This is a genomic window from Bradyrhizobium liaoningense, from assembly GCF_018130955.1.
In the GTDB taxonomy this organism is placed as follows: Bacteria; Pseudomonadota; Alphaproteobacteria; order Rhizobiales; family Xanthobacteraceae; genus Bradyrhizobium; species Bradyrhizobium liaoningense_C.
This window is the reverse complement of the sequence record NZ_JAFCJM010000044.1, coordinates 1-25707: the sequence shown is the minus strand read 5'-3', so window position 1 is coordinate 25707 and position 25707 is coordinate 1. Positions and strand designations below refer to the sequence as shown.

General features: G+C 65.6%; 20 protein-coding genes. 2 read left to right on the top strand and 18 right to left on the bottom strand.

The genetic code is table 11. The features are described from left to right. The first annotated feature begins 83 nt into the window (after positions 1–83). Positions 84–980: a LysR family transcriptional regulator gene (locus JQ632_RS28060; protein WP_212405883.1), complete on the top strand. Its 897-nt coding sequence runs from the start codon at positions 84–86 to the stop codon at positions 978–980. 22 nt (positions 981–1002) lie between these two features. Here the strand turns inward: JQ632_RS28060 and JQ632_RS28055 are convergent, their stop codons facing one another. The 4 genes from JQ632_RS28055 to lpxA all read right to left on the bottom strand — a co-directional run bounded on the left by JQ632_RS28055 (position 1003) and on the right by lpxA (position 5525). Then, positions 1003–2574: a winged helix-turn-helix domain-containing protein gene (locus JQ632_RS28055; protein ID WP_212405882.1), complete on the bottom strand. Its 1572-nt coding sequence runs from the start codon at positions 2572–2574 to the stop codon at positions 1003–1005. Between the two features lie 107 nt (positions 2575–2681). Continuing rightward, complete coding sequence (lpxB, locus tag JQ632_RS28050; protein WP_212405881.1) at positions 2682–3860, bottom strand: lipid-A-disaccharide synthase; 1179 nt, start codon at positions 3858–3860, stop codon at positions 2682–2684. Further along, positions 3857–4714 carry an LpxI family protein gene (locus JQ632_RS28045; protein WP_212405880.1) on the bottom strand — a complete coding sequence of 286 codons (858 nt, stop codon included), beginning with the start codon at positions 4712–4714 and terminating at the stop codon, positions 3857–3859. Before JQ632_RS28045 ends, lpxB begins: the two co-directional genes overlap by 4 nt. Positions 4715–4733: 19 nt before the next feature. Next, positions 4734–5525, bottom strand: a complete 792-nt coding sequence (gene lpxA, locus JQ632_RS28040) for an acyl-ACP--UDP-N-acetylglucosamine O-acyltransferase (protein ID WP_212405879.1) — start codon at positions 5523–5525, stop codon at positions 4734–4736. Between the two features lie 154 nt (positions 5526–5679). Between lpxA and JQ632_RS28035 the strand changes: the two genes are divergently transcribed. Next, positions 5680–6015: a KTSC domain-containing protein gene (locus JQ632_RS28035; RefSeq protein WP_212405878.1), complete on the top strand. Its 336-nt coding sequence runs from the start codon at positions 5680–5682 to the stop codon at positions 6013–6015. Between the two features lie 4 nt (positions 6016–6019). Here JQ632_RS28035 and fabZ read toward each other — a convergent pair whose 3' ends face one another. The 14 genes from fabZ to dnaE all read right to left on the bottom strand — a co-directional run bounded on the left by fabZ (position 6020) and on the right by dnaE (position 25232). After that, entirely contained in the window at positions 6020–6478 is a 459-nt protein-coding gene (fabZ, locus tag JQ632_RS28030) for a 3-hydroxyacyl-ACP dehydratase FabZ (protein ID WP_212405907.1), read from the bottom strand. Then, positions 6478–7545, bottom strand: a complete 1068-nt coding sequence (gene lpxD, locus JQ632_RS28025; protein WP_212405877.1) for a UDP-3-O-(3-hydroxymyristoyl)glucosamine N-acyltransferase — start codon at positions 7543–7545, stop codon at positions 6478–6480. Before lpxD ends, fabZ begins: the two co-directional genes overlap by 1 nt. A 76-nt stretch (positions 7546–7621) precedes the next feature. Further along, entirely contained in the window at positions 7622–10147 is a 2526-nt protein-coding gene (bamA, locus tag JQ632_RS28020; protein WP_212405876.1) for an outer membrane protein assembly factor BamA, read from the bottom strand. Between the two features lie 176 nt (positions 10148–10323). Then, complete coding sequence (rseP, locus tag JQ632_RS28015) at positions 10324–11475, bottom strand: RIP metalloprotease RseP (protein ID WP_212405875.1); 1152 nt, start codon at positions 11473–11475, stop codon at positions 10324–10326. Positions 11476–11519: 44 nt separating this feature from the next. Beyond that, entirely contained in the window at positions 11520–12743 is a 1224-nt protein-coding gene (dxr, locus tag JQ632_RS28010) for a 1-deoxy-D-xylulose-5-phosphate reductoisomerase (RefSeq protein WP_212405874.1), read from the bottom strand. 4 nt (positions 12744–12747) lie between these two features. Continuing rightward, positions 12748–13590: a phosphatidate cytidylyltransferase gene (locus JQ632_RS28005; RefSeq protein WP_312015670.1), complete on the bottom strand. Its 843-nt coding sequence runs from the start codon at positions 13588–13590 to the stop codon at positions 12748–12750. Next, a complete protein-coding gene (locus tag JQ632_RS28000; RefSeq protein ID WP_212405873.1) occupies positions 13587–14345 on the bottom strand; it encodes an isoprenyl transferase in 759 nt (252 codons plus the stop codon). The genes JQ632_RS28005 and JQ632_RS28000 overlap by 4 nt, the downstream gene beginning before the upstream one ends. A 16-nt stretch (positions 14346–14361) precedes the next feature. Further along, complete coding sequence (frr, locus tag JQ632_RS27995) at positions 14362–14925, bottom strand: ribosome recycling factor (RefSeq protein WP_212405872.1); 564 nt, start codon at positions 14923–14925, stop codon at positions 14362–14364. A 54-nt stretch (positions 14926–14979) separates the two neighbouring features. Then, positions 14980–15696: a UMP kinase gene (pyrH, locus tag JQ632_RS27990; RefSeq protein WP_212405871.1), complete on the bottom strand. Its 717-nt coding sequence runs from the start codon at positions 15694–15696 to the stop codon at positions 14980–14982. A 62-nt stretch (positions 15697–15758) separates the two neighbouring features. Further along, positions 15759–16682 (bottom strand): translation elongation factor Ts, encoded by a 924-nt coding sequence (gene tsf / locus JQ632_RS27985; protein WP_212405870.1) that lies wholly within the window; start codon positions 16680–16682, stop codon positions 15759–15761. 127 nt (positions 16683–16809) lie between these two features. After that, positions 16810–17802, bottom strand: coding sequence for a 30S ribosomal protein S2 (locus JQ632_RS27980; RefSeq protein WP_212405869.1), 993 nt, complete (start codon positions 17800–17802; stop codon positions 16810–16812). Between the two features lie 217 nt (positions 17803–18019). Then, positions 18020–20584: a caspase domain-containing protein gene (locus JQ632_RS27975; RefSeq protein ID WP_212405868.1), complete on the bottom strand. Its 2565-nt coding sequence runs from the start codon at positions 20582–20584 to the stop codon at positions 18020–18022. Between the two features lie 272 nt (positions 20585–20856). Then, complete coding sequence (locus tag JQ632_RS27970; RefSeq protein ID WP_212405867.1) at positions 20857–21597, bottom strand: carbonic anhydrase; 741 nt, start codon at positions 21595–21597, stop codon at positions 20857–20859. A gap of 131 nt (positions 21598–21728) precedes the next feature. Further along, on the bottom strand, positions 21729–25232 hold the full coding sequence (gene dnaE / locus JQ632_RS27965) for a DNA polymerase III subunit alpha (protein ID WP_212405866.1): 3504 nt from the start codon (positions 25230–25232) through the stop codon (positions 21729–21731). Between the last annotated feature and the right edge of the window lie 475 nt (positions 25233–25707).

The window sequence follows — 25707 nt, the reverse complement described above, 5'->3', positions numbered from 1 at the left end:
CGCGGCCCGCGCAGGATGCACTTTATTGCAGGGTCGTTTATAGGATAAGCCTGAAATAACTTATCAATTCATGAGCTTTCCCTATGAATGTCACGTTGCGGCAACTCCGGGCTTTCACGGCCGTCTATCGCACACGCAGCATCACGCGCGCCGCGCGCGAACTGGGGATCACCCAATCGGCGACAAGCCTGCTGATCCAGCAGATCGAAGCCCAACTCGGCGTACGACTGTTCGACCGCTCCACACGCGCGGTGCAGCCGACGCGGGCGGCGGACGAAGCCTTTCATGCCGCAGAGCGGATGCTGAGCGACGCGCAGGTGCTGTCGCGTCGCATGCGAGATCTCGCCGAAGCTCGCGCCGGCCGCGTCGCGTTTCTCGCATCGGCCGGTGCCGCATCGGCCCTGCTGCCGCGGGTGCTTGCGAAATTCCGTGCAGCCCATCCCGCCATCGAGATCGACATCCGCGACGTAGCCGCCGACGACCTCGTGCCGCGTATGATCGCGACCGATGCGGAGTTCGCGATCGGCAGCGTCGAAGGTGAAATCTCGGAGATGACGGTGGAAACGCTGACCAGCGGCCGCCTGAGCGCTATCGGCCGGCGAACAGCCGAATTTGCCGCGCGACGGTCGCTGACTTGGGACGAGTTGGCGCAACAGCCCACGATCGCGATGCGGAGCGATACGCGAATTCGCATGCAGATCGATCTGGCTCTCGGGCTGGAAGGCAAGCGCCTGACCCCAACCTATGAAGTGACACTCATCAACACGGCGCTTGCCATGACGGCGCAGGGATTAGGCCTTGCCATCCTTCCCGCAACCATGCTGCCGGCCGATCAGTTTCCGACCCTGATTGCAAAACCCCTGATACGTCCGGCCATCACACGACCGGTGTCGTTGCTCCAGCGTCAAGGCCGAACACTGTCGCCGGCCGCGCAAGCCTTCGTTGCGGTGGCGCGAACGGTCCTTGCATCGCGGACGTAAGTGCGACTGGAACCGATCGGCATCACTCGGGAATGCCCGCGAGCCGCAGTCCCTCAATGTAGAGAGCCAGATCCTCCTTTCGGCGCAAAGGCACGAATTCGCCTGCGCCCGGGAGCCGAAAGCCTGGATCAAGGCTGAGCATTCGGCGAGCAACAGATCCGGCCTGATCGAGCTTGCCCTGGTGGGCCAGGCAACAAGCAAGAAGACGCAGCGTAGCCAAATGGCCATTTGTCAGCTGCACTGCCTCGCTTGTGAGCCGCTCAGCCGTCTCGAACCGGCCCAGGTAGAAATTCGCAGCGCCCAGCATTGAAATCATGATCCGGCGATTGGGATCGCGCGGGCTGAGCCGCATGGCCCGATTCTGATGTTCGATAGCGAGTTCGTGGTAACCCATGTAGAGCCTCAGCCAACCGCTCACGCTCCATGCGAACGCGGAATTCGGATTGAGCGAGACCGCCTGGTCGACCAATGATGCCGCGGCATCCAGCTCGCCGGCCAGCAAGCCGAGAACCAGTGCCGCCGCTGCAAGCGCCACTTCGTCATCGCTTCCGAAGGTGATCGCAAGCCGGGCCAACCTGATGGCCTCGGCTGTTTCCCGCTGAGGATCGATCATCCAGCGAGGGTGTTTCTTCGCGTTGATGCAGAGTGCAGCGCGCGCATAGGCGGCCCCATAGTGAGGATCGAGCTCAATCGCCTTATAGGCGAGGCGTAGTGCCTCCTCGTTTGCTTCGCGATCACCATGCCGCCATACGGCGTTGGCCCGCAGGACGCAGTCGTAGGCATCGAGCTTGTCCGTCGGCTTTCGCTGCGCGAGACGGCCTTGCTCGGATTGGAGCCGCATATCGACAGTTACGGCGATGCGTTCGGTGACGCGATCCTGGAGATCAAAGATGTCGTCAAGCTCGCCGTCAAACTGGTCCGCCCACAAATGGATGCCGGTCGCCGCTTCGATCAATTGTCCCGTAACGCGCACGCGGCGGCCTGCCCTGCGCACGCTGCCTTCGACCACGTAGCGCACCCCCAGTTCGCGGCCGACCTGTTTGACGTCGACGGCCTTGCCCTTGTAGGTGAAGCTCGAATTGCGGGCTATGACGAACAGCGAACTAAACCGCGACAATGCCGTGATGATGTTCTCCGACATCCCGTCCGCGAAATAATCCTGCTCACGGTCGCCCGACATGTTTTCGAACGGCAGCACTGCAATCGAGGGCTTATCGGGGAGCGCCAGAGTCTGCTTCGGCCACTGCTCGACGTCGTTGCCTGCAGCTCCATCAGCGGGATCTGCGGCTTCCTGCACCTGCCCGACGAAGCGGAATCCCTTCCGCGGCAACGTCTTGATCAGGTGCTGCCCCTCGCCGGAATCGCCGATTGCGGTCCGCGCAACGTTCAGGCGCGTCGTCAGCGCGGCATCCGAGACGTTCCGCCCCTTCCATATCGCGTTGATCAGGTCGCCCTTGCTCACCACCCGCTCCCTGTTACGGATCAGATAGTCGAGAAGATCGAACACCTGTGGCGCAATGCTGACCACCTCCGCTCCGCGACGCAATTCGCGGCGATCGGTGTCGAATACGTAGTCCTGGAAGAGATAGCGCAAGATGCCGATCCCTTGGACGATTGCTGGACTCGATCAACGCCCGATCTTAGCGGGCTTCCCCCGAACCGACAAAGGGCGATCGCGCTGAACGCAATGCGTTCGCCCGGTCACCGCCTGCCTTTGCGCATCGTCGCCAGCACGATGTCGGCGGCGCGAACACTGGGCGATTGGTTGCCGGTCGACATGATCGTGTCGAGCTGAGCAAAGGCCTCGACCTGCCGGCGTCGCATGTCGGTATCCGTGAGCACCTCGGACAGCGCCTGCGACAGCTTTTCCGGCGTGCAGTCCTCCTGCAAAAACTCCGGGATCGCCTCCTTGCCGATCACGAGATTGGCGAGGATCACCGACGACACCTGGATCGCGCGCCGCAGGATGAAGGCCTCCATCGCACCGACGCGATAGGCCGTCACCATGGGGACGCCCGCGAGTGCGAGTTCCAGCGTCACTGTGCCACTCTTTGCAAGCGCCGCGCGCGCGATGCGGAACGCCGCGCGCTTCTCGGTCTCGCCGACCGCAATCCTTGGCGTCACCGGCCAGCCGGCGACACCCTCGCGCACGGTCTTTTCCAGATGCGGCATGGTCGGCAGGATCAGTTCGAAGTCGCAGCCGTCGGCCTTGAGTCGGCCGAGCGTCTGGCCGAAGACGCCGAGGTGGTGGCGAATCTCGCTGCGGCGGCTGCCGGGCAGCACCAGCAGCACCGGCGGCGCGGCATCGCGGCGCGCCTGCTCATCCGCGTTCGGCCGCAGCGACGACAACTGCTCGATCAGGGGATGGCCGACATAGCTGCACGGCGGGCCGCGCAGCTTGCGATACTCCTCGGGCTCGAACGGCAGCAGAGCCAGCACGTGGTCGACATAGCCGAGCATGGCGCGCGCCCGTCCCGGCCGCCAGGCCCAGACCGATGGCGAGACATAGTCCACGATCGGTATCTCCGCATTGTGCGCGCGGACCCGGCGGGCGACGCGGTGGGTGAAATCGGGACTGTCGATGATGACGAGCATGTCGGGCGCAGCCTCGATGACTGCGTCTGATGTCGTGCGGATCAGCCGCAATATCTTCGGCAGTTGCTGCACGACCGCGGCAAACCCGACGATCGACAGTTCCTCGATCGGAAACAGCGGGACGAGCCCTTCCCGCGCCATCATGAGGCCGCCGACGCCCTCGAACGCGACGCCATCGCCGAGCCGCTGGCGCAGCACCTTCATCAGCGCCGCGCCCAACCGATCGCCGGACTCTTCGGTCGCGATCAGGAAGATCTTCTTCGCTGGGCTCCTGGCCTGCATCACGCGGGTACACCAATGACGAAGAGGTAGCGCGCATCGGCTGCTTCGATCATCGCCTGCGGCTCGGCTGCGAGCGTGTTGCCGGCCATCACGGCAATGCCGGCAAGGCCCGCGGCCGCGACGCCCTCGATGGTGCGCGGGCCGATGGTCGGCAGGTCGAAGCGCAGATCCTGGCTGCTCTTGGGCATCTTCACCAGCACGCCGCGTCCGCTGGCCGCCCGGATCCGGCCGTCCTCGCGCAGCCGCGCGACACGCGCGAGCAGCGCGTCGGTGCCCTCAATATCCTCGACCGCGACCACGTGCCCGTCGATCACGACGGCGGCCTGGCCGATATCGAAGGGGCCGAGCGCGGTGAGCACCTTGCGGCCGCGTTCGATGTCGCCAGCGGCAGCATCGCCCGGTGCCGCGCGCGTAACGCAGCCTTCCGGCATCAAAAGGTCCGGCGCGACGTCCTTGATCCCGACCATGCGAAAGCCGTCCTGCTCGAGCATGCGGCCGACGCCGGAGAGCAGATGATCGTCGCCGCCGCGAAACGCGCGGATGACGTTGCCGAGCAGACGGAGCGTCTTGAAGTCGAGGCGCACTTCCGAAAGCGACGGCCGCACCAGCGTTCCGATGAAGACCAGGTCGCGGCAGCCCTCCTCGCGAAACAGCCGCATCGCGCGGCCGAGCTGGCCGACCGAAATCCAGCGGTGGCGAAATTTCTCCACCCGCGCCGCATCGCAGGCGCCGCGCAGCGGAAACAGCACCGGCTCGATGCCTTGCGCCACGAGCGAGTCGGCGACCGCGAACGGCATGGCACCGCCGCCGGCAATGATGCCGACCGGCGAGGAAACATTTGGAGCCGCGGACGTCATGGTTGCGGCCATCCCGTGATCACTTGGCAATGGCGGGAAGACAGAGCGGGCGCTTGCCCTTGCCGATGAAGTCGAGGATCTCGGCGATCGCCGGATCTTCGCCGGCGAGCGGCCGCACCGCCTCTAACCGCTCGGCGAAGGTGCCGGCCCCGTGGAAGAGTTTCTGGTAGAACGCGCGCACGGTAACAAGCCGCTGCTTGGTGAACTTGCGTCGCTTCATGCCGATGAGATTGAGGCTCTCCAGCACCGCATACTGGCCGTTGACGAGCCCATACGGGATGACGTCGTCGCGTACGCCGCAGACGCCGCCGACCATCACATACGGGCCGATGCGCGTGAATTGATGCACAGCGGACAGGCCGCCGATATAGACGGCGTCGCCGATCTCGCAGTGGCCGCCGAGCGTCGCCGAGGTCGCGAAGATCACGTTGTTGCCAACCATGCAGTCATGGCCGACATGGCTGTTGTTCATGAAGTAGCCGCCATTGCCGACGCGCGTCTGCCCGCCGCCCTTGACGGTACCGACATTCATCGTCGCGCCTTCGCGGATGACACAGCCGGAGCCGATCACAAGCCTTGTGGGCTCGCCCTTGTAGCTGAGATCCTGCGGCGCGCCGCCGAGCACGGCGAACGGCGAGATCACGCAATCGTCGCCGATCGTGGTGTGGCCGATCACGCTGACCTGCCCGATCAGCTTGCAGTTCTTGCCGATCACAACATGGGGGCCAATGATGCAAAAGGGCCCGATCTCGGTGCCCTCGCCGATCACGGCGCCGTCTGCCACCCGCGCCGCGGGATCAATCTTGCTCATCAAGAAAATCTGATTGTGCGTTGAAGTCGTTTGGTTTTCCGGTGGTTAGCGCGTCTTTGCCCGATCTGTCCAGTGACGTATCATCTCGACTTGTTTCAGTGCCGCAAGCTGTCCCGGCGATACATTAACGACTTCACATGGAGCTTTAAGAGCCGTGATCAGGACCATCGCCCTGCTGCTCTCGCAGCTTCTCACCACGCCGATCGTGTCGGAGACCGTGGATATCAGGGGGCGTGGCGAGGTCGATCTCGCAAGCTTCGAATGCCGCGACATCAACCGCAGCACCGTGCTCCAGCGCGTCTGCTACGACCGCGCACAGCATGAGCTGGTCGTCGCGATCGGTGGCGCCTATGACCGCTATTGCGGCGTGCCGGCTCGCACGGTCGACGGCCTGATGGGCGCACCGTCCATGGGGCAATTCTTCAACCAGAATATCAGGCGGCACGTCTCGGGCGGTCGCTACGATTGCCCGGCGGAGCGACGGATCTAAGCCGTCAATCCGTCAGCATGGCGCCGACGTCGGCTTCGGCGACGACCTGTCCGTTGACCTTGGCGTCGCCGTGAAACCACCACATGGCCTTGCGGCGCCCGATCGAACGCATGTGATATTCGATGGTGTCGCCGGGCAGCACGGGCTTGCGGAATTTGCACTTGTCGATGGTGAGGAAATACACCGCCCGCGGCTTCTCGGTGCCGTCGACCGAGGTGATGCCGATCACGCCCGCGGTCTGCGCCATCGCCTCGATCATCATCACGCCGGGATACACCGGACGCTCCGGAAAATGTCCCTGGAAGGCCGGCTCGTTGTACGTGACATTCTTGATGCCGATCCCGCTGTAATCGGTGCGGATGTTGATCACCCGATCGATCAGCAGCATCGGAAAGCGATGCGGAAGCGTCCGCAGGATCGCGTTGATGTCCACGAGTTCGAACCTGACCGGTGCCTCCTCCATCACTCCTGCCCCTCTTCCTTCGAATCAGCCTTGCTGTCGCGCGCCAGACGCTCCACCGCCAAAATCTCCTTGAACCACTGCCGGGTCGGTTTGGCAAAGAGACCACCCCACCGCCCGCCCGGCGGAATGTCGTCCTTGACGCCGCTCATGGCGGTCACCTGGGCCCCGTCGCCGATCTTGAGGTGGTTGTTGATGCCAACCTTCGCTCCCAGCGCCACGTTGTCGCCGATGGTCAGGCTGCCGGCGAGCCCGATCTGGGCTGCCAGCAGGCAATGCCGGCCGATCGTCACATTGTGGCCGATCTGGACCTGATTGTCGATTTTGGTGCCCTCCCCGATCACGGTGTCGCGCAGGGAGCCGCGATCGATGGTGGTGCCGGCACCGACCTCGACGTCGTTCTGGATCAGCACCCGCCCGGTCTGGGGCACCTTCAGATGGCCCTCGGGGCCGAAGAAGATGAATCCATAACCGTCCTGGCCGATCGAGCAGCCGGGATGGATCAGCACGTTGTTGCCGATCAGGGCGCACTGGATCGCCGTCCGGGCGCCGACGTTGCAGTCGCGGCCGATCTTGACGCCCGGCCCGATCACCGCGCCTGCGCCGATCACGGTGCCGCTGCCGATCTCGACCTCGGGGCCGATCACGGCCAGGGGATCGACGATGACGTCATCCTCGAGGCGCGCCGTCGGGTCGATGATCGCCGACGGGGCGATGGCGTCATTGCCGATCCAGGATTGCGGCCGGAGCGCATCGCCATGCCATTCGCGGGCGATCCTGACGAAGGCGCGGAATGGCTGCGCCGTCCGCAGGATCGCGACATGCGCGGGCACCTGGGCGGCAAAGCGCGGGCTCACCAGGCAGGCCCCTGCCTTGGTCGCCTTGAGCTGATCGGCGTATTTGAGGTTGTCGAAGAACGTCAGATGCATCGGGCCGGCTTCGTCGAGCGAAGCCAGGCCCGTGATGACGTGGCCGGCCCGCGAAGGGTCGACCAACTCCGCCTTCGTCAGCGTGGCGATCTCAGCCAGCGCTGACGCAGGCGGCTTCTTGAAGAAAGTCGGCTGCGCCATTCCACCCCGTCGCGGTCCGGCCAGAGCATGGTGCCAACCGCATCATGCTCTTATCTCATCAGGCTCGGTGAACCAATTAGAACGACGTACCGCCGCCGAACCTGAACTGCTGCACGCGGTCGTACGCCCCCTTGGTGAGCGGAACCGCATAGTCGAAGCGCAGCGGTCCGAAGGGCGACTGCCAGATCAGACCGACACCCACCGACGTACGGACGACCTTGCTGTCGTCAAACACCAAACCGGTACAGGTGCCAGCCGAGGCCGGGTTGACAGTCGACGGGACGCAGCCGGGCACGTTGACTTCGTTGGTCAGGGTCCAGCTCGTCGGTCCCTTGTAGTCGTACAGACCGCCGGCGTCGGCATAGACTGCACCCTTCAGACCCACTTCCTTCGGCAGGAACCAGAACGGCATTTGCAGTTCGAGCGAAGCGCCCCAGTACTTGGTGCCGCCGAGCGCGTCCTGGGTGCCGAACGGGTTCAGGTCACGCGGGCCGATGCCGTTAGGCGCGAAGCCGCGGACGAGGTTCGGACCCATCTGGAAGTGATCCAGCATGCGCAGGTCAGTGCTGCCCCACTTGTTGAGGATACCGCCCTGCACATGGACAAGGCCGACGATGTCTGAGACCAGCGATTGGTAGTACTTCGCATCGACCGCGGACTTCAGATAGGAGACGTCGCCGCCGACACCCGCGAAGTCCTGCTTGAAGTCGATCAGGAGGCCGTCGGTCGGGTTCTTGTTGTTGTCGAGCGTGTTGTAGGTGAGCGAGTAACCCAGCGCCGAAGTCAGCGTCTTGCCGTTCGCAAGCTCCTTGCGCACCGGCAACGAGGCTTCGCCATCGACGTAGCAGCCCAACCCGTTGGTGGAAGCCGCCAGCGGCGTACCGGTCGCATTCGAATACGCCGGGCTCGGGTTGAAGGCCGCCGAGGTCGGATCGTTGTTACAGTTTGCGAGGTTCGACGGCAGCGTGATTTCCTGCCGATAGACCGAGTAGCGAAGCTGCAAGGCCAGATCTTCGCGCAGGCTGAAGCCGAGGCGCGGGCTGAAGCCCAGCGTCTTGGTACCGTAGGAGATGTAGCTGTTGGACAGCTGCTGGCGCTGATAGAGGTCGAGGCCGAGCGCGACGCGGTAGTCCAGGAGATACGGCTCGACAAACGACAGCGAATAGCCGCGCGCATACTGGCCGTAGGTGACCGACGCCTTGGCGAACAGACCGCGGCCGAGCAGATTGCGCTCCGAGATCGAGACTTCGGCGAGCGCGCCGTCGGTGGTCGAGTAGCCGCCCGACACCGAGAAGTCGCCGGTCGACTTCTCCTCGAGGTCGACGATGAGGACCACGCGGTCGCTGGACGAGCCCGGCTCCGTGACGATCTTGACCGACTTGAAGAAGTCGAGGTTCTTTAGGCGCCGCTCGGCGCGATCGACCAGCGCGCGGTTGTAGGCGTCGCCCTCGGAGACGTCGAACTCGCGGCGGATGACGTAGTCGCGCGTGCGGGTGTTGCCGCGGATGTTGATACGCTCGATATAGACGCGCGGGCCTTCGTCGACGTTGAACACGACAGACACGGTGTGCGCCTCGAAATTGCGGTCGCCGCCCGGACGCACCACTGCGAAAGCATAGCCGCGTCGCGAAGCTTCGATCTGCATCTCCTCGACCGACTTCTCGACCGCTTCGACGTTGTAGAGCGCGCCGACATTGACGCGCGAATTGTTGCGCAGCGCGTTGGCGTCGAAGTTGGGAATGCTGGAGCGGAAGTCGACCGAGCCGACGCGGTACTGCTGGCCTTCCTCGATCTTGAAGGTGACGAGGAAGCCCTTGCGCTCGGGGTCGTATTCGGTGAGCGCGGCAACGACCTGCACGTCGGCAAAGCCGTGCTTGAGATAGAAGCGGCGAATCAGGTCGCGGTCGGCTTCGACGCGATCCGGGTCATAAACGTCGGCGCTGCCGAGGAAGCTCAGGAGATTGGTCTCGCGCGTCTTGATCACGTCCCTCAGCCGGTAGGACGAATAGGTGACGTTGCCGACGAACTCGATCGACTTGACGCCGGTCTTGACACCCTCCTGAACCGTGAAGATGAGGTCGACACGGTTGTTCGGCTGCTCGATGATTTCAGGCGTGACGCGCACGTCATAGCGGCCCGAGCGGCGGTAGATCTCGGCGATGCGCAGCGTGTCCGACTGCACCATTGCGCGCGAGAAGGTGCCGCGCGGCTTGGACTGCACTTCGGCGGAAAGCTGCTCGTCCTTGATCTTCTTGTTGCCTTCGAAGGCAACGCGGCCGATCACGGCGTTCTCCACGACCGTGACCACGATGCGGCCGCCGGCGCGGTTGATCCTGACGTCCTGGAACAGGCCGGTCTCGATCAGCGCCTTCAGACCGTCGTCGATGGCGCCCTGATCAAGATGCCCCCCCGGGCCCGGCTTGAAATAGGAGCGGATGGTCTCGACCTCGACGCGCCGATTCCCCTCGACGACAATCGACTGCACGGTCTGAGCGACCGCAGGCGAAGACACAAGCATAGCCCCGACCGGGGCAACCACCGGCGCGCCGCACAGGATCAGGGTGGCAAGCAGGCCCCCCCGGACTCGCATTCCAAACTTCATGCGCAACGCGCCCTCGTCATTCCAGAGCCAGACCCAACCCCACGCCGGTCCGGGAGATTCCCCAAGTTCAAGCCGCTTGTAGCCAATTTCACCGACGCCGCAAACGGCCGAGCGCGCCGCATTTTCAATTTCATTCCAAGACGTTGCCCATTCGCAACGTCACAAAAAAGCCAGCTTCAGGATGCCGCGAACCGAAGGATGTCGTTATAGGTCGCAAACACCATCAACATCAGTACAAGTCCGAGCCCGATTCGGAAGCCCATCTCCTGGGTCCGCTCCGAAAGCGGGCGGCCGCGGAGCACCTCCGCCGCATAGAACATAAGGTGACCGCCATCCAGCAGCGGAATCGGAAACAGGTTCAGAAGGCCGATCGAGACCGACAGCACCGCGCAGAGATTGATGACGAACTGGAACCCGGCGCTGGCCGCCTGCCCGGACATCTTCGCGATCCCGAGCACGCCGCTGACGTCCTGCGGATTGCCGTGCCCGACGAACAGCGATCCCAGGAACTTGAAGGTGCTGGCGATGATGAACCAGACCTGGTCGACGCCAATCTTCAGGGCCTCGACAACGCCGACGGGCGTGGTTGCCGCCTCGCCGAACTGGGCCTTGTGCTCAACCCCGAGCACCCCGACCTTCTGGCGATTGCCGAACTGATCCTTGCGCTCCTGCAGCTTCGGCGTCGCGTTCAGCGAAACGATCTCGCCATCCCGCTTGACGCGAAAAACAAGCTGCGAACCGCCGTTCATCACAACGACTCGCTGCATGTCGTTGAAGCTCTCGATCGGGGTTCCGTCGATCTGGACGACGATGTCGCCGACCTTGAAGCCGGCCGCCGCGGCGGCGCCGTCCGCCACCAGCCCGTCCACCCGCGCGATCGTGCTCGGCTTGCCGTAGTACAGCGCCATGCAGGCGAAAATCAGCGCGCCGAGGATGAAGTTGGCGATCGGCCCCGCAGCGACGATGGCAGCGCGCGGTCCGACCTTCTTATGATGGAAGCTTCCGGCGCGCTCCTCGGCGGTCATGGCCGAAAGCGTCTCGGCCGACGGCGTCGACGCTTCGCTCTCGTCGCCAAAGAACTTGACGTAGCCGCCGAGCGGAATCGCCGAGATCTTCCAGCGCGTGCCGTGGCGGTCGTTGAAGCCGATCAGCTCGGGTCCAAAGCCGAGAGAAAAGGTTAACACCTTCACACCGGCCCAGCGCGCAACCAGGAAATGGCCGAGCTCATGGAAGAAGACGACGATGGTCAGGACGAACAGGAAGGGGACGGCGTAGCCGATGAGCCCATGGCCCAACGCACTGAAACTATGTAGAAAAAAGTCGGACATCGAATCCCCTCACCCAGCGCCTGCCGGCCCTGGCCCCGAACCCTCTAGGTTGCCTTTAAGGCAATTTGAGGCAATAGGGCGGCGGCCATTTTTCGCGCATTATGGTCAACGGCAATGGCATCGTCGGCCGACGACAGGGGCGCAAGATTCCCGCCTCTGATCCAATCCTCCAGCGTCGCTTCGACCAGACGCGCGATGGCGCCGAATCTGATCTTGCCGGCGATGAAGGCGGCGACCGCGACCTCGTTCGCGGCATTATATACCGTAGTTGCGCCGCGTCCGGTCCTTAATGAATCGTAAGCCAGGCGGAGCCCGGGGAAGCGTTCGAAATCCGGCGCCTCGAAGGTCAGTTGCCCGATCTTGGCGAGGTCGAGCTTGGCCGCCGGTCCCTTGATACGATCGGGCCAGCCGAGGCAGTGCGCGATCGGCGTCCGCATGTCGGGCGCGCCGAGCTGGGCCACCACGGAGCAGTCGGAGAACTCCACCATGCCGTGGATGATCGACTGCGGATGAACCAGCACGTCGATCTCGTCGGGCGTGAGCGCAAAGAGATAGGAGGCTTCGATCACCTCGAGGCCCTTGTTCATCATCGACGCGGAATCGATCGTGATCTTCTGGCCCATGCTCCAGTTCGGATGCTTGAGCGCCTGCGCGAGCGTCGCCTGTTCGATATCGGCGCTCTTCCAGGTCCGGAACGGGCCGCCTGACGCCGTGATGATGACGCGTACGAGCTCGTCGCGGTTGCCGGAGCTCAGCGCCTGGAACAGCGCATTGTGCTCGGAATCGGCCGGCAGAATGCAGGCATTGGCCTTGGCCGCGCGCTGCATGAAGAAATCACCGGCGCAGACCAGGCACTCCTTGTTGGCGAGCGCGACGGCTGCGCCGCGATCGACCGCGGCCAGCGCCGGCTTCAAGCCGGCGGCGCCGCTGACGGCCGCCATCACCCAATCGGCCGGTCGCGCGGCCGCCTCGATCACCGCGCTCTCGCCGGCGCCGCATTCGGTCTTCGTGCCGGCGAGCGCACTCTTGAGCTCGGCGAGCTTGGAGGTGTCGGCAATCGCCACGAATCGGGCGGAGAACTCCTTCGCCAGCTTCGCGAGCGCCTCGACATTGCTGTTCGCGGTCAGCGCTTCGACGCGGTAGCGATCGGGCGAGGCCCGCAGCAGGTCCATCGTGCTGTCGCCGATCGAGCCGGTGGCACCGAGGATGGTCACGCTGCGCACCTGGGAGGCCGCAGCTTTGTTGTTACGCAAGGGGACTGCGCTCATATCTTCACCAAACCATAAGTCCGCTTCCCGCGCTATGCACACCATGGCGGAGGAAGCCGAAAATCCAGGCCACCGCAATGGCCGCGATATAGCCGTCCAGGCGGTCCATGAGACCGCCATGGCCGGGAATTAAGTGACTGGAATCCTTGACGCCGAACCGGCGCTTCACGGCCGACTCGAAGAGGTCGCCGGCTTGCGATACCACCGACAGGACCGCGCTAAGGACGATTAGCGGAACCGCCTTGCCGAGCCCGGAGGCGGCAAAGCCCGAGGCCACCACAAGGCTCGCCGCAAAGCCGCCGAACGCGCCGGCCCAGGTCTTCTTCGGGCTGACCCGCGGCCACAGCTTTGGCCCGCCAATGCCGCGGCCGGCAAAATAGCCGCCGATGTCGGTCGCCCAGACCACGAGCAGCACGAACATCAGCGCCACGAATCCGTTGACCGGATCCTGCCGCACCAGGATCGAGGCCAGCAGCGCCGCGGCCGCATAGACGAAGCCCATCGCGGCCCAGCCGCGCTTGCCCTTCGCCAGCAGCACGACCACGACGAATCCGATGCAGCCGCAGATGACGGCAGTTCTGAGCGCGCCGAAGGCGATGCAGAACCCCATCGCGGCCAGGGCAACCGTACCGGCTGCGGTCAGGGCAACCTGCCCTGCTCCCACAACGACAAGCCATTCCACGAACAGGCCGATCGAGACCAGCGTGACGAGAAACGCCCACAGCCAGCCGCCGGCATAGGCGAGCGCAATCGCCAGCGGCGCCAGCACGAGCGCCGCGATGACACGCATCACGAGATTGCTTGAGGCGGGCGTCGAGCCCGCCGGCGTGGCGTCGGGTTCGCTCACGAGGCGGTTTTCGCAACCAGGCCGCCGAAACGGCGTTCGCGCCTGGAGAATTCGGCGATCGCGCTCTCGAGCGCGGCCTTGTCGAAATCCGGCCAGTGGATCGGCACGAACACGAGTTCGCTATAGGCCGCCTGCCACATCAGGAAATTGGACAGGCGCTGCTCGCCGCTGGTGCGGATGATCAGGTCTGGATCGGGAATGTCGGGCGCGTCGAGATAATGGCCGATGGTCTCGGCGTCGATCGTGTCAGGATCGCGCTTGCCGTCCGCGACTTCGCGCGCGAGTTTTTGCGCCGCTTTGGCGATTTCTTGCCGCGAGCCGTAGTTGAAGGCCACGACCAGTGTCAGCCGCGTATTGTCGCGCGTCAGCTCCTCCGCCTCATTGAGCAGTGCGCAGATGTCGGGCTCGAGACCCTCGCGCTCGCCGATGATGCGGACCTTGACGCCGTCGCGATGCAGCGAGGCCAGGTCGTTGCGGATGAAGCGCCGCAACAGGCCGAACAGGTCGCCGATCTCGCTCGCCGGTCGCGACCAGTTCTCCGAGCTGAACGAAAAGATCGTCAGATAGCGAATGCCGAGCTCATGCGCGGCCCGCACCACGCGGCGCAAGGCCTCGACGCCGCGGCGATGGCCTTCGGCCCGCGGCAGCCCGCGCGCCGCCGCCCAGCGTCCATTGCCATCCATGATGATGGCAACATGCGCAGGCGCCTCGGACCGGTCAGGTCCATCGGTTGCGGGCGCGGCGGCGTTCGGCATCGATTCGGCTTTTCCTCTAGACCGTCAGAATCTCTTTTTCCTTGGCCGCCAGCAGCTGATCGATCTCGGTGATCGTGCCGTCGGTGGCCTTTTGCACTTCGTCTGCGTGACGCTTCTGGTCGTCCTCCGACATCTCGTGATTCTTCTCGAGCTTCTTGAGAACGTCGAGACCGTCGCGGCGGACGTGACGCGCGGCAACCTTGGCGGCTTCCGCATATTTGTGCGCGACCTTGACCAGCTCCTTGCGCCGCTCCTCGTTGAGCTCGGGGATGCGCAGGCGCAGCACCTGGCCTTCGGTCGCCGGCGACAGGCCGAGATTGGAATCGACGATCGCCTTCTCCACCGCCTTGACCATGCCCTTGTCCCAGACCTGCACCGAGATCAGCCGCGGCTCCGGCACGCTGACAGTCGCAAGCTGGTTGAGCGGCATGTGGGTGCCATAGGCATCGACCTGAACCGGATCGAGCATCGAGGCGGAGGCGCGCCCCGTGCGCAAGCCGCCGAGCTCGTGCTTGAGCGACTGGACGGCGCCCTGCATGCGGCGCTTCAATTCGTTGAGGTCGAAATTACCCGTAGCCATCATGCTCTCCCTTCAAGGTCCTCTGGGCGCCCTCAGCCGGCGCCCGGCGGGCCGTCAGCCCGCGACGATCGTCCCGTGGCCGATGCCGCGCAGCATGGCGCCGATCGACCCGGGCTCTGCAATCGAGAATACGATGATAGGCAGTGACGTCTCGCGGGCAAGCGCGAAGGCGGTCGCGTCCATCACCTTGTAGCCGCCTTCGATCGCCTGCGAATGCGTCAGCCGGTCGAAGCGCTTGGCGGTCGGGTCCTTCTTCGGATCGGCCGAGTAGACGCCGTCCACATTGGTGGCCTTGAGCACGGCCTCCGCCCCGATCTCGGCGGCGCGCAGCACCGCCGTGGTGTCGGTCGTGAAGAAGGGATTGCCGGTTCCACCGCCGAGCAGCACGATTCGGCCCTCGGCGAGGTATTTGTGCGCCGCGGCGCGGGTGAACAGCTCGGAAATCTCGGGCATCACGAATGCCGACAGCGCGCGCGCCGGCGTACCCTTGCGCTCGATCGCCGCCTCGAGCGCGAGGCAGTTCATCATCGTCGCCATCATGCCCATGGTGTCGCCGGTCGGGCGCGACACGCCGCGGGACGACACTTCCATCCCGCGCACGACGTTGCCGCCGCCGATCACGACGGCGATCTCGGTTCCGAGATGACGGGCGGCGATCAGCTCGTCCGCGATCCGGTCGATGGTCGGCTGGTCGAAACCAAAACCCTGCTGCCCCGCGAGATATTCGCCGGACAGCTTGATCACAACGCGACGGTAGACCGGATCAGTCATGAGCACTTTCCTCGTCCGGGCACCGCTTCCGGCGGAAGCCGCCGGAAGGGAACGTCCGGCGCTTACTTCTTGCCGCTCGCGGCTGCGACTTCGGCGGCGAAGTCGGATTCCTGCTTCTCGATTCCCTCACCGAGAGCATAGCGCACAAAGCCCGCGATCTTCACAGCGCCGCCGACCTTGCCCTCAGCTTCCTTCACCGCCTGCGCCACCGACTTGCCGGTGTCGTGGATGAAGGCCTGCTCGAGCAGGCAGACTTCCTTGTAGTAGGTCTTCAGGCCGGACTCGACGATCTTCTCGATCACGTTCTCGGGCTTGCCCTGCTGGCGGTACTTGTCGGCGAGCACGTCCTTCTCGCGCTTGACGACGGCCGGATCGAGGCCGGTCGGATCGAGGGCCAGCGGATTGGCGGCGGCGACATGCATCGCGAGCTGGCGGCCGAGGGTTGCGAGCTCGTCGGCCTTGCCGGGCGATTCGAGCGCCACGATCACGCCCATCTTGCCCGCGCCTTCCACGACGGCGCCGTGGACGTAGCTCGACACCACGCCCTGGCTGACTTCGAGCGACGCCGCGCGGCGCAGCGACATGTTCTCGCCGATGGTGGCGATCGCGTCATTGATCGCGGCCTCGACCGTGACCGAGCCGACCTTGGCGGCCTTGATCTTCTCGACATCGGCGCCGGCATCGAACGCAACCTGGGCGATCATCTTGACCAGGCCCTGGAACTGATCGTTGCGCGCGACGAAGTCGGTCTCGGAGTTGACCTCGACCACGACGCCCTTGGTGCCTTTGGTGAGCGCGCCGATCAGGCCCTCGGCCGCGACGCGGCCCGACTTCTTGGCGGCCTTCGACAGGCCCTTCTTGCGCAGCCAGTCCTGCGCCGCCTCCATGTCGCCACCGGTCTCGGTGAGCGCGGCCTTGCAGTCCATCATGCCCGCGCCGGTCGATTCGCGCAGGTCCTTGACCATTGCAGCAGTGATCGTTGCCATCGATGAAAATCCTTCTTGCCTGCCAGTTGACCCGCGGCGCGGCCTCGATTGCCTCGCCGCGGTCCATCACAGGATTCGCGTCATTGAAATGGTGGCCGGAACTATTCCGGCCAACCCTAACTCGCTGTTATTCCGCTTCCGCGGTCAGCGCCTTGGCCTTGGCCACCCAAGCGTCCGCGCGGCTCGGCAGACCGACTTCTTCGCCGATCTTGTGCGCGGTGTCGTGGTCGAGCTCGGCGAGCTGCCAGTAGTGGAAGATGCCGAGGTCGTTGAACTTCTTCTCGATCGCGCCCGACACGCCCGGGAGCTTCTTGAGGTCGTCGGCGGTGCCGCGCGGACCCGCCAGGCCCTGGAAGCCGCTGGCCGCGGTGGGCAGCTCTTCGGCGACCGGACGAACGGAGGCGCCGATGTCGATGCCCGCATCGCCCTGGGCGCGCGAGATGCCATCGATCGCAGCGCGCGCGATGAGGTCGCAGTACAGCGAGATCGCACGTCCCGCGTCGTCATTGCCCGGCACCACATAGGTGATGCCCTTCGGGTCGGAATTGGTGTCGACGATCGCAGCCACCGGGATGTTGAGCCGCTGGGCCTCCTGGATCGCGATGTCTTCCTTGTTGGTATCGATCACGAAGATCAGGTCGGGCAGACCGCCCATGTCCTTGATGCCGCCGAGCGAGCGGTCGAGCTTGTCGCGCTCGCGCTGAAGCGTCAGGCGCTCCTTCTTGGTGTAGGAGTTGGCTTCGCCGCCGGACAGCACCTCGTCGAGGTGACGCAGGCGCTTGATCGACGCGGAAATCGTCTTCCAGTTGGTCAGCGTACCGCCGAGCCAGCGCGAATTGACGAAGTACTGCGCGCAGCGCTTGGCAGCGTCGGCAACGCCGTCCTGGGCCTGGCGCTTGGTGCCGACGAACAGGATGCGGCCGCCCTTCGCGACGGTGTCGCTGACCGCCTGCAAGGCGTGATGCAGCATCGGCACGGTCTGCGCGAGGTCGACGATGTGGATGTTGTTGCGGGTCCCGAAAATGAACGGCGCCATTTTCGGATTCCAGCGGTGGGACTGGTGACCAAAGTGCACGCCAGCTTCAAGGAGCTGACGCATAGTGAAATCGGGTAGTGCCATCGTTCTAATTCTCCGGTTGGTTCCTCCGGAAACGTGTGAGCAAAACGGAGCGTTCTCGCCCCGGCTGCCACCGGACGGCCTTTTGAGCCATGTTTCCGTGTGAGATGGCGCGCTGTATAGCGCGATTTCGGCCAGAAGCAAGGAAATAAGGGCCTTTTGAGGGCAGTTTCACTGCCCTCCTCCAGGCCCCTCTTTCCCGTTGTTTCCCGTCAAAGTCCTAGCATCTTGGCTGGTTTGGCGGGCATTTCTTGGCTGCGGCCGGCGGCGGCGGTGCCGGGCGCGGAGGCGGAGGCGGCGCGGCCGGACGCGGTGGCGGCGGCGGCGCGACCGCAACCCTGGGCGGCGGCGGTGGCGGCGGCGCCGGTCTTGCTACCGGTGGAGGTGCTGGACGGGCAGCCGCAACCGGCGGCGGTGCAGGTCGCGGTGGCGGGGGCGCAGCCACGCGCGGCGGTGGCGGGGGAGCCGCCCGCGGCGGCGGCGGGGCCGGCGCGGGTCGCGCCGTCACCTGGGGTCGCGGTGGCGGGGGTGGCGCCGCGGCGCGTGGCGGTTCGGGTTTGACCTGCTGGCGAGCAACCGGCGGCGGAGGAGCCGCCGCCGGCTTCACCGAGGTGGCGGCTGGCTTGGCCGCCGGGGACGCCGGAGGCGGCACGACCGCCTGGCTCGGTCCGGGCGGTTTTCCCGGGGCCGGCGGCGTAGCGGCAGGCGGCGCTGCGGCGGTCGGTGCAGCGGTAGTCGGTGCAGCGGCGGTCGGCGCCGGCGCATTCGGCGCGGGCTTGCCGCCGGAAGGCGGCCCGGCAGGAGGCTGGCCCGCGGGCGTGTGCGCGGCGGACGGCGGCGGACCACCGGGCCGGCCTGGCACCGGCGGCGTTCCATGGGCGCCCGGGACCGGCAGTGCGTGCGCAGCGTCAGGCTGCTTGGGCTGCCCTGGCGCCGGAGCGGCTGTGGGCGCGTTGGCTTGGGCCGGCGGCGCGTTGGTCGTCGGCGCAGTTGCGGTCGGAACGGGCTTGCCGGCAGGTCCCGCGGCCGACGGCGGCGTCGGCCCTGCACCGGGAGGCACCGGCGGCGGGCCGGGCGCCGGCAGCGTGTTGGCCTGCGGCAGCTTTGCGGGACCAGCCGCCGGCGCGGTGGGCGTCACCGCCGCGGGCGTTGCCGCCGGAGTCCCCGGCTTCGCGGTCGGATTGATCGAGGCGCTCGGTGGCACCGGCAGCCTGCCCTGCTGAATCAGCGAGGCGCGTTGCGCCACCGCAGCCGGCACGGCCGGGCCTGCCTGCGTCGGGCGTCCCGACACCGCGGGCGCAAGGCTGTTCGGCGCGAGCCCCGCGCCCCCTGCGGGCGGCGGCCGATTGATCACGGTGTTGATGACCGTCGTGTTGTGGATGTTGGCATAGATGATGTTGTTCGGCGGCGGCGCGACATAGAGCGGCGGCCGGTAGAACACCGGGATCGGCACGAACACCGGCTGCGGCAGCACGAACAGGCCGACCACGGGCAGCGGCGGCGGCAGCACGACGAAATCGGGCTCCGGCGGCGGCAGGTAGTACACCGGTGGCGGCGGTGGCGGCGCGAAGCCGAAATCGGGATCGCTGAACGCAAGCACCGGGCGATCGACATAGACGAACTCCTCCGGCGGCGGTGGCGGCACGTCGTAGTCGATCATCGCAAAGCTCGGCGGCGGCTCGACCGGCGCGGTGAGGATGGCGAGCCGTCGGCGCGCATCGGCCGCATGGGGCCCACGCGGATAGCGGCGCAGATACGACCAATAGGCTTCCGGCGTGTCGGTCCGGTAGGTGCGCCGCCAGGTGACGGCCTCGCGCCGCGCCGCGACGATCACCCTCACCCGCGGTGCCATGGGATCGTTGGGATAGGCCGCGAGATAATCCTCGTAGGCCGGCAGCGTGTCGCGCGCGAGCGCTGCGGCATAGGCGTCCTGCGCACCGAGATCGCGGATCGGCTTGTCACGGATCGCGGCGACCTGGTCGGGCGCGGCCTGCGGCGGCGCGTCGGGTCCGCGCTCGAAGAAGGAGAATTGCGCGGAGAGCTTCTGCGCATCCCACGGCACCTGCGCCCCCTTGCTGGCGTCGTTGACGCGCAGCCGCAAGCGGTCGAACACGTCGGTCAGCGACAATCCGCCGGTGCGGATCATCTCGGCGAGCGATTGGGCATAGATGCCGTAAGGCCCCGCCTCTGCCGGCGCGACCGTGCCGGGCGCCGCGTTGAAGGCGATCAGCATGTTCGCTTCCGGCTCGACCAGGGCGAGGCCGCTCGCGATCGGCTGGCCGCCTTCGATGAAGGGCTGCTGGCGCGCCGCATCGAGCACGACGATGTTGGCCTTCACCCTGATAGCGGCGAGCTGGCGGATATAGTCGCTGACGCGCAGCGCCTCGGTCGGAATATCGGTGTCGCGCGCGATGTTGGAATCGACCGGGATGAAATAGTTCTCGCCGGCGAGTTGCACGCCATAGCCGGCGAGGTAGATCATCGCCACCGTGCCCGGCCCCGAGGTCTGCGCCTTCTGGATGAAGTCGCGAAAGCTCTTGCGCAGCGTATCGCCATCGAGATCGCGCGCGCCGACGACGTCGAAACCGGCCGCCTGCAGGGTTTGTGCGATCAGGCCGGCGTCATTGGCTGCGGTAGCCAGCGGCGACTTGGCATAGGCGCCGTTGCCGACCACGAGCGCGATGCGCTTCTCCTGCTGGGCGCTCGCCGGGGCGACGAGCCCGCTCGCTGCAACGAGCAGGATCGGCAGGAGGACGGAGAAAAAGGCTCGAAATGTCCCACGCATGGATTGCACGCCCGTTTTTGTCGTTGAGCTCGCTGCCATACACTAGGCGCGCGGCCAGATGAACGGCGTTTGAACGAAAACGCTCCGAATGCGGCGGTGGGATGGCGCGGCAAGGGCCGAGAGCGGGCTCTAGTCGACCAGCTGCAATTCGGCGAGTCTTGTTCGGGCAGTCGCGTCATCCAGCCGAAAAATTATGGCCGCCGCCGTCTTCAACTCCGGCGGCAGCCGGGCGCCAGACCGCCGCCATCATACCTACTGGAACCGAACGGTTCTCAGCCCTGCGCCAACAATTCGACGGTGCCCGTGGCGAGCCGGTAGATGCCGCCGATCACCTTCAGCTTGCCCTGCTCCACCGCGGCATTGAGGATCGGTGCCGCCGACTTGAGCTTGACGACGTTGTCGATCACGTTCTGCCGGATCGCATTTTCGAGCGCGTCCCCGCTCTGCTGCGCCGCAGTCTTTACCGCCGGTGCGATCGCTGCAACAAGCGAGGGGATGTGTCCCGGCGGCGGCTTGTCATCCTTCAACGCCTTGATCGTCGCGTCGATGGCGCCGCAGCGGTCGTGACCGAGCACCAGGATCAAGGGCGTGCCGAGCACGGCCACCGTATATTCCATGCTGGCGATGGTCTCGGTGCCGGCAAAGTTTCCCGCGACGCGGCACACGAAGAGATCGCCACGTCCGCTATCGAAGGCATATTCGGGCGCGATCCGCGAATCCGCGCAGCTCAAGACGGCCGCGAACGGGTTCTGGCCCCCGACCAATGCCTCGCGCTCATGTTTGAAGTCGTGGCGCCGCGAAACGCCGTCAACATAGCGCGTATTGCCATCCATCAATCGCTTGAGCGCGGCATCCGGCGACAGCACGTTCTGCGGCTTGGGCGGCGCCTTCGCTTCCTTGGCGAAGGCGGTCCCGCCGAGCGCCAGCCCAAGCGCCGAGGCGCCAAACAGCATCACGGACCGCCGCGAGGGGAGATTCGGGTGACACAAATTTTCGGAGCATTTGTCGCACATGTTTCTTCTGTCCTCTCCTGCTCGCCTGCGGTGTGGTCCGCATACGACGCAAGTGATAGCTGCGGTTCGCAGGTCGCGAAACCACGCACGAGCTCGATAGTTAAGGCGCGGTTTGCGCCGCGCAGAAGATACTACAATTGCTGCACGTCGACGACGCCGGCCACCGCCTTGATCGCACCTGCGATCTGCGGCGAGACCTTGAACCGGCCGGGCAGCTTCATCTCCACCTCGGTTTCGAGGTCGAGCATCATCACCAGCGAGACTTCGCCGTCGCCATTGCTGCGCGGCGCGATGGCGGGGCTGCCGACTTTTGGCGCACCGCCGTTCGAGGCCGCCCCCTCTGGCCCCGCCAGTCGCCGTGCGATCGACTCCAGCGGCTTGGTGTCGCGCAGGAAGATGCGCAGACCCTTTTGCGTCTTGGCGGCGGCATCGTCGAGCGGCTCGGCATGCAGCACGCGCGCGCGCACGTCCTCGCCCTGCAACTCCGCGCCGAGTTGGAGCAGCACGGCCGCGCCCGGCTCGAGCACGTCGCGATATTGCGCAAGTCCTTCGGAAAACAGCACCGCCTCGAAATGCCCGGTCGGATCGGACAGTCCCATGATGCCCATCTTGTTGCCGGTCTTGGTGCGCCGCTCCATGCGCGAGACCACGGTCGCCGCCACCTTCCCCGCCGTCGCGCCGGTTTTGACGGCGCGCGAAAACTCAGCCCAGGACTGCACGCGCAGCCGCTTCAAGACGGTCGCGTAGTCGTCGAGCGGATGGCCCGACAGGAAGAAGCCGATCGCGTCATATTCGCGCCGCAGCCGCTCCGCCGGCAGCCACGGCTCGACCTGCGGCAGCATGATGGTGGGCGCATCGGCAGCGTTGCCGAACATGTCGTTCTGGCCGATGGTCGCCGCCTCATTGGCGCGCTGGCAGGCCGCGAGGATCGCATCCGCGCCGGCGAAGACCCTGGCCCGGTTGGGCTCGAGCGTGTCGAAGGCGCCCGCGGCGGCGAGGCTTTCGATGATGCGCTTGTTGATGGCGCGCGGGCTGACGCGGGCCGCGAAATCGGCAAGCGAGGTGAAGGCGCCCTTCCTGGTGCGCTCCTCGATGATCTGCTCGACGGCCTGGATGCCGACGCCCTTGAGCGCCGCCAGCGCGTAATAGATCGTGTTGTCGCCGACCTCGAAGGTCGCGCCCGAGCGGTTGATGTTGGGCGGCTCGACCTTGATGCCGAGGCGCTGCGCCTCGGAGCGGAATTCGGACAGCTTGTCGGTATTGTTGAGATCGAGCGTCATCGACGCCGCGATGAACTCGACCGGGTAATGCGCCTTCATGTAGGCGGTGTGGAACGACACCAGCGCATAGGCCGCCGCGTGGCTCTTGTTGAAGCCGTAGTCGGCGAACTTTGCGAGCAGCTCGAAGATCGTCTCGGCCTGCGCCTTCGGCACGCCGTTCTTGACGGCGCCCGCAACGAAGATGTCGCGCTGCTTGTCCATCTCGGCGCGGATCTTCTTGCCCATCGCGCGGCGGAGCAGGTCGGCATCGCCGAGCGAATAGCCGGCCATCGCTTGCGCGATCTGCATCACCTGTTCCTGGTAGATGATGACGCCGAAGGTCTCTTTCAGGATCGGCTCGAGGATCGGGTGCAGATATTCCGGCTCCTCGTCGCCGTGCTTGCGCGCGCAATAGGTCGGGATGTTCGCCATCGGACCCGGGCGGTAGAGCGCAACGAGCGCGATGATGTCCTCGAAGCGGTCGGGCCGCATGTCGATCAGCGCACGCCGCATGCCCTGGCTTTCAACCTGGAACACGCCGACCACGTCGCCGCGCGCCAGCATCTGGTAGCTGTCGGGATCGTTGATCGGCAGCGTGGCGAGATCGACCTCGATGCCGCGCGGCTTCAACAGTTTGACCGCGACGTCGAGCACGGTGAGCGTCTTCAGGCCGAGGAAGTCGAATTTGACGAGGCCGGCCGGCTCCACCCATTTCATGTTGAACTGGGTCACCGGCATGTCGGACTTGGGATCGCGGTAGAGCGGCACCAGCTCGCTCAGGGGGCGATCGCCGATCACGATGCCGGCGGCGTGGGTCGAGGCGTGCCGTGTCAGGCCTTCGAGGCGCTGCGCGATGTCGAAGGCGCGCGCCACCACCGGGTCTTCATCGCGGAACGCCTGCAGCTTTGGCTCGCTCTCGATCGCGGCGGCGAGCGTCACGGGCGCGGCCGGATTCTGCGGCACGAGTTTCGTCAGCTTGTCGACCTGACCATAGGGCATCTGCAGCACGCGGCCGACGTCGCGCAGCACGCCGCGCGCCTGCAGCGTGCCGAAGGTGATGATCTGGGCGACCTGGTCGCGGCCGTAGCGCTGCTGCACATATTGGATCACTTCGCCGCGGCGGTCCTGGCAGAAGTCGATGTCGAAGTCCGGCATCGAGACGCGCTCGGGATTGAGGAAGCGCTCGAACAGGAGACCAAAGCGGATCGGATCGAGATCGGTGATGGTCAGCGCCCAGGCGACCAGCGAGCCTGCGCCGGAGCCGCGGCCCGGGCCGACGGGAATGCCGTGCGCCTTCGCCCATTTGATGAAGTCGGACACGATCAGGAAGTAGCCCGCGTACTTCATGCGCATGATGACGTCGAGCTCGAAGGCGAGGCGCTTGCTGTAGTCCTCCTCCGTCATGCCCGGCGAGAGGCCGTGCACCCGCAGGCGGTTGGCGAGCCCCTCCTCGGCCTGCCGCTTCAATTCGGCGGCCTCCTCGGCCGCCGCATCCGAGCTCGACGCGGCGCCGACGGTGAAGAACGGCAAGATCGGCTTGCGCGTCATCGGGCGGTATGAGCAGCGCTCGGCGATCTCGACCGTCGAGGCCAGCGCCTCCGGAATGTCGGCGAACAGCACCGCCATCTCCGCGCGCGTCTTGAAGCGGTGATCCGGCGTGAGCTGCACGCGATCGGTTTCGGCGATCAGCCGGCCACCGGCGATGCAGAGCAGCGCGTCGTGCGCCTCGTAATCGTCGGTGGCGGCGAAATAAGGCTCGTTGGTCGCAACCAGCGGCAGGCCCTTGGCATAGGCGATGTCGATCAGCCCTGACTCGACGCGCCGCTCCTTGTCGATGCCGTGGCGCTGCAACTCGATGTAGAGGCGGTCGCCGAACAGGCCGGCCAGCCGCTCGCAGCGCGCGGCGGCGAGCTCGGCATTGCCGATCTGGAGCGCGAGCGACACGGGTCCGTCCGGCCCGCCGGTGAGCGCGATCAGGCCCTCGGTCTCGCCGTCGAGCCAATCGAATTTGATGAACGGGGCATGGCTGTCAGGCGATTCGAGGAACGCCCGCGAGTTGAGCCGCATCAGGCTGCGATAGCCGCGCTCCTGCGCCGCCAGCAGCACGACGCGCGACGGCCCCATCGCGTTGCGCGCGTTCGGATCCTGATCGCCGAAGTCGATCGCAAGCTCGCAGCCGACGATCGGCTGGATGCCGGAGCCCGCCATCTTGTCGGAGAACTCCAGCGCGCCGAACAGATTGTCGGTGTCGGTCAGCGCCAGCGCCGGCTGGTGGTCCTTCTTGGCGAGCTCGGCGAGCTTGGCAATCTTGATCGAGCCCTTGAGCAGCGAATAAGCCGAGTGAACGTGAAGATGGACAAATCCGGCGCTCGCCATGGTCGCTCGAAGGCCTCTCGCATCAGGGGTGGAACGGCCGGCGGAACGGGCATGCGCGTGCCCTGCGGCCGACTCGGCTCACTGATGGTGAAGCCCTGCCCTGCCGGAGTCCACGGCCGACACGCTCATTCGCCACGCCATCCGGCTTTTCCCCAAGGGGAGTCTCAACGCGGATCCCTACAGTTGCGGAATCACCTGCGCCCAGATCGCGATCATCCCGACGAACAGCGTGATCGATGCCAGCGCCGCCGCTTCTTCCACGAAGATCCTGAACATGGCCTTGCTCCCTCACCAGAACATAGAGAGAACAATGTTCTATTTATGTTCCGGGAGTCAAGCCGGGCGGTGGAATTTCCAAGTGCGCTTCGAAGACGATGGTTAACTCGCTGATGTCACGAATCGGGATAGGGGGGAGCCTCGCAGCTCCTCCCCTCCCACACCACCGTACGTACGGGTCCGTATACGGCGGTTCGCT

Coding starts and splice junctions, on each gene's coding strand:
- fabZ (WP_212405907.1), bottom strand. CDS start 6,478: ATGGAGGAGGCACCGGTCAGGTTCGAACTCGTGGACATCAACGCGATC.
- rseP (WP_212405875.1), bottom strand. CDS start 11,475: ATGTCCGACTTTTTTCTACATAGTTTCAGTGCGTTGGGCCATGGGCTC.
- JQ632_RS28045 (WP_212405880.1), bottom strand. CDS start 4,714: ATGACGTCCGCGGCTCCAAATGTTTCCTCGCCGGTCGGCATCATTGCC.
- lpxA (WP_212405879.1), bottom strand. CDS start 5,525: ATGAGCAAGATTGATCCCGCGGCGCGGGTGGCAGACGGCGCCGTGATC.
- dxr (WP_212405874.1), bottom strand. CDS start 12,743: ATGAGCGCAGTCCCCTTGCGTAACAACAAAGCTGCGGCCTCCCAGGTG.
- JQ632_RS27970 (WP_212405867.1), bottom strand. CDS start 21,597: ATGTGCGACAAATGCTCCGAAAATTTGTGTCACCCGAATCTCCCCTCG.
- bamA (WP_212405876.1), bottom strand. CDS start 10,147: ATGAAGTTTGGAATGCGAGTCCGGGGGGGCCTGCTTGCCACCCTGATC.
- JQ632_RS28060 (WP_212405883.1), top strand. CDS start 84: ATGAATGTCACGTTGCGGCAACTCCGGGCTTTCACGGCCGTCTATCGC.
- pyrH (WP_212405871.1), bottom strand. CDS start 15,696: ATGACTGATCCGGTCTACCGTCGCGTTGTGATCAAGCTGTCCGGCGAA.
- JQ632_RS28000 (WP_212405873.1), bottom strand. CDS start 14,345: ATGCCGAACGCCGCCGCGCCCGCAACCGATGGACCTGACCGGTCCGAG.
- JQ632_RS27980 (WP_212405869.1), bottom strand. CDS start 17,802: ATGGCACTACCCGATTTCACTATGCGTCAGCTCCTTGAAGCTGGCGTG.
- JQ632_RS27975 (WP_212405868.1), bottom strand. CDS start 20,584: ATGCGTGGGACATTTCGAGCCTTTTTCTCCGTCCTCCTGCCGATCCTG.
- frr (WP_212405872.1), bottom strand. CDS start 14,925: ATGGCTACGGGTAATTTCGACCTCAACGAATTGAAGCGCCGCATGCAG.
- dnaE (WP_212405866.1), bottom strand. CDS start 25,232: ATGGCGAGCGCCGGATTTGTCCATCTTCACGTTCACTCGGCTTATTCG.
- tsf (WP_212405870.1), bottom strand. CDS start 16,682: ATGGCAACGATCACTGCTGCAATGGTCAAGGACCTGCGCGAATCGACC.
- lpxD (WP_212405877.1), bottom strand. CDS start 7,545: ATGGCGCAGCCGACTTTCTTCAAGAAGCCGCCTGCGTCAGCGCTGGCT.